Genomic DNA, 2,145 nt, shown 5'->3' with positions numbered 1-2,145 from the left:
GTACGAACTTATTCGTGAATTATTCATATTTATAAAATTAATTTTGAACAGTTACTTATTATACTATAGGGGATGACAACGACTTTTTATTTTTGATTTTGACAAAATGACAAAATAACCAAATGACAACATCGCCCTTTCTGTATGTTGTCTTTTATGTAATCTTTGATTTTTCCATTTCCCTTATCTTGTCAATCCTTGTAAGGGACAACTATTGCATATTCGGAACTAACGTCGTAACTTTGCAGGCGAATCACAGAAATTACATGTAACAAAAAAGGGAAAGCTGTGAAGCCTTCCCTTGTGGTGAGTATGTTATTGCAATAAAACTTATGCAAATTATACGAGATACTGTGAGCTGATGCTCTCGTTGCTGATGACACGGCGGATTGTCTCGGCGAACATGTCGGCTACAGAGAGCTGCTTAACTTTTGCGCAACGGTTAGAGTAGGGGATAGAGTCTGTGAAGACAATTTCCTCAAGAGCAGAGTTCTGTACACGCTCTGAAGCAGGACCTGACATTACGCAGTGTGATGCGCATGCACGAACGCTCAGTGCTCCGGCAGCCTTCATCACGTCGGCAGCCTTGGTGATAGTACCTGCTGTGTCAACCATGTCGTCGACGATAACAACGTGCTTGCCCTTAACGTCGCCGATAATCTGGATGCTCTCAACTACATTTGCACGTGCACGTGTCTTGTTGCAGAGTACGAGCGGACAGCCGAGATACTTGGCGTATGTGCTGGCACGCTTTGAACCGCCAACGTCAGGTGAAGCGATTACCAAATCTTCTGTGCTGATGTTGAGGCTCTGCAGGTAGGGCAGGATAACACCAGAAGCATACAGGTGGTCAACAGGAACATCGAAGAATCCCTGGATCTGGTCGGCGTGGAGGTCCATTGTGATAAGACGGTCGATGCCGGCAGCCGAAAGCAGGTCGGCAACGAGCTTGGCACCAATGCTTACACGTGGCTTGTCCTTACGGTCCTGACGTGCCCATCCGAAGTAAGGAATTACGGCGATGATGTTGCGTGCTGATGCACGTTTGGCTGCGTCAATCATAAGAAGAAGCTCCATCAGATTGTCTGAATTGGGGAATGTGCTCTGTACGAGGAACACGTCACGTCCACGGATAGACTCTTCGTATGATACGGCAAACTCGCCGTCAGAGAACTTTGTTACAACCAAGTTTCCTAACGGACAACCCAAACTTTGACAGATTTTCTCTGCAAGGTATCTCGTGTTAGTACCAGAGAATACCAAAAAAGAGTTTTGCTCACTCATTTCCTAATTTGTTTTATGTTATATTATAGTTTTCTGTAATCTCTATTTGCTGTCTTTTCGGCCAATTTCTACTTACGTTTCTTTTTAGCCTACAAGCTTTCTGAGTTTCTCAAAGTGCGCTATCAGCTCCTTGTAATCTCTTTGGTGGTGAATGTTGAACCTGTTCCACAGGTCGCCACATATTACTATTCCACCAAATCCCAGGTCGCGCGCAAATTGAATGTTGTCGATGTTCATTCCGCCTAATGCGTAAACTTTCTTGTCTATCAGTCCGCAGTCGGCAGCCTTTGTCAGACTGTTCATGTCGAGGTCGGAGAGTACCGATTTATTCGACTGGCTGTTGAGTATGTTGCCAAGAAAAACATACGACGAGCTTTTCTTTGTCTCTTTGAGGTCTTCAATTCGCTTGCATGTGCGGCTTATTCGTCCCTTGTATCCTATTGGCTCCTGAATGGAAGCATCGTCAAGGTGAATGCCTGCAAGGTTGTATTCATCTTTCAGATAGAAGTGCTCATGAACGGTAATCTTGTTGTATGTTGTGCTCGGAAGCAACGATAGTAGACGTTCTGAATAGATTGGCGACGAGCCTGGCTTATAAAGATGCAAATTATCTAACCCGGCTTCGAACAGGGTCGCAAGAATTTTGTCTTCTTCCACAAAGAATGTGGATTGAGTCATTATTGCTAACTTCATAGTCCGTATTTCTTAATTTAAATGCAAATGTAGGCAATTTTCTTTAAACAGGCAATTTTATGAATGACAAAATGTAACGGAATTGAAATTTGCAGGGCTCATCCGATAAACCAGGGGGATTAAGCATATAGTTTTGTAAGTCTGAAAAGAAAGAATTTTATATCCGTT

At 43.4% G+C, this 2,145-nt stretch carries 2 protein-coding genes; both read right to left on the bottom strand.

The annotated features are described in order from the left end of the window. Window positions 1–339: 339 nt before the first annotated feature. Window positions 340–1,284, bottom strand: a complete 945-nt coding sequence (locus I6E38_RS14625; protein ID WP_235394674.1) for a ribose-phosphate pyrophosphokinase — start codon at window positions 1,282–1,284, stop codon at window positions 340–342. A gap of 84 nt (window positions 1,285–1,368) precedes the next feature. Next, window positions 1,369–1,977 carry a thiamine phosphate synthase gene (locus tag I6E38_RS14620; protein ID WP_235394673.1) on the bottom strand — a complete coding sequence of 203 codons (609 nt, stop codon included), beginning with the start codon at window positions 1,975–1,977 and terminating at the stop codon, window positions 1,369–1,371. Window positions 1,978–2,145: the final 168 nt, after the last annotated feature.

Source organism: Leyella stercorea (assembly GCF_021531355.1).
Classification (GTDB): Bacteria; Bacteroidota; Bacteroidia; order Bacteroidales; family Bacteroidaceae; genus Prevotella.
The sequence above is the reverse complement of the archived record's forward strand: the minus strand, read 5'-3'. Positions and strand labels throughout refer to the sequence as shown.

Bases quoted from the DNA above. Each gene is read 5' to 3' on its own strand.
- I6E38_RS14620 (WP_235394673.1), bottom strand. From the start codon at position 1,977: ATGAAGTTAGCAATAATGACTCAATCCACATTCTTTGTGGAAGAAGAC.
- I6E38_RS14625 (WP_235394674.1), bottom strand. From the start codon at position 1,284: ATGAGTGAGCAAAACTCTTTTTTGGTATTCTCTGGTACTAACACGAGA.